Here is a 1,362-nt window from a genome sequence, read left to right as displayed (position 1 = left end):
TATGGGGGTATGGGGGTATGTTTAGCGGCCTGCCCCTATCGGTGCCGGGCTAAAAAGCGGTCAAGTTCCCGCTGTTCGGGACGGGTGCCGGTGAACACCTTGATCCAGCCGGGCATCAGCGAAATCCGGTATTCCGTGCTTTCGTGCACCTGCATCGAGATATAGCCGATCTGGGTGTAGATCATGGCCCGGGCGCGGATCAGCGCGTCCGCCTCCGGATAACCAAACCGCACGAACATTTCTGTCATGGCTTGCTCCCGGTGGGCGTCGGCAAGGTCCAGCCTTTCCTGCAGGCGGCTGTCATTGCGCGCCCAGTTGCGGATGGCCAGGTCCAGCCGGGCGTCAAACAGCTCCGGGTCGATCCAGCAGTCGAACAGGTTGAACATCGCCTCGGCGATGCTCTCGGCGTAAGCTTCAGTGCGGGCCGTCAGATTGCCAGTATTCCGTTCCTCCCAGCGACGCACCATGGCTTCCAGCAGCTCTTCGCGGTCCTTGAAGTGCCAGTAGAAACTGGTGCGCGATACGCCAAGCCGCTTGGCCAGCGGCATCACCTTCACCGCTTCCACACCGCTTTCGGTCAGCACCTCATAGGCGGCTGCCAGCCAGTCTTCTTCGCTCAGCCGCGGGCGGGAAATGTCCTGTGTGTCCATGCGCCAGCCATAGCAGCGGGCCGGGGCAGGCGCAACTTTTCTTGACAGGTGTGAAGGTTTTGTCGACATATGTGTCAGGAGAGGCGTGAGACTCGCCGCCAAGCCAAGACACCGTGCCAGGAGACCCCCATGTCCAAGGATCCGCTGCTGCAGCCCTATCAGCTGAAGCATCTGACGCTCCGCAACCGGATCATGACCACCAGCCACGAGCCGGCCTATCCGGAGGGCGGCATGCCCAAGGAACGTTATGCCGCCTATCACGCGGAGCGGGCCAAGGCGGGTGTGGCGCTGACCATGACCGCCGGATCGGCCGCGGTCAGCCGCGACAGCCCGCCGGTGTTCAACAATATCCTCGCCTACAAGGATGAGGTGGTTCCCTGGATCCGCAACCTCACGGATCAATTGCACGAACACGGCGCGGCGGTTATGATCCAGCTTACCCACCTAGGCCGCCGCACCGGCTGGAACAAGGGCGACTGGCTGCCGTCCGTCAGCTCCTCGCGCCACCGGGAGCCAGCGCACCGGTCTTTCCCGAAACTGGCTGAGGACTGGGACATCACCCGCATCATCTCCGACTTCGCCGACGCAGCGGAGCGGATGAAGGAGGGTGGCATGGACGGGATCGAACTGCAGGTCTATGGTCATTTGCTGGATCAATTCTGGTCGCCGCTGACCAATGACCTGGACGGGCCTTACGGCGGGCAGACGCTGG

Annotated in this window: 2 protein-coding genes; one reads left to right on the top strand and one right to left on the bottom strand. The window is 62.6% G+C overall.

Annotation, left to right across the window (positions count from 1 at the left end; genetic code table 11):
• Positions 1–35: 35 nt before the first annotated feature.
• Positions 36–650 (bottom strand): TetR/AcrR family transcriptional regulator, encoded by a 615-nt coding sequence (locus RA21_RS21840; protein WP_039152733.1) that lies wholly within the window; start codon positions 648–650, stop codon positions 36–38.
• 129 nt (positions 651–779) lie between these two features.
• Here RA21_RS21840 and RA21_RS21835 point away from each other — a divergent pair.
• Positions 780–1,362 (top strand): oxidoreductase (locus tag RA21_RS21835; RefSeq protein ID WP_039152732.1); only part of this gene is annotated, 583 nt, incomplete at its 3' end.

Origin of the sequence: Leisingera sp. ANG-DT, assembly GCF_000813785.1 — a bacterium.
Taxonomy (GTDB): Bacteria; Pseudomonadota; Alphaproteobacteria; order Rhodobacterales; family Rhodobacteraceae; genus Leisingera.
Note: the sequence above shows the minus strand (reverse complement) of the source record. Positions and strands in the feature narration are given on the sequence as shown.

Bases quoted from the DNA above. Each gene is read 5' to 3' on its own strand.
- RA21_RS21840 (WP_039152733.1), bottom strand. From the start codon at position 650: ATGGACACACAGGACATTTCCCGCCCGCGGCTGAGCGAAGAAGACTGG.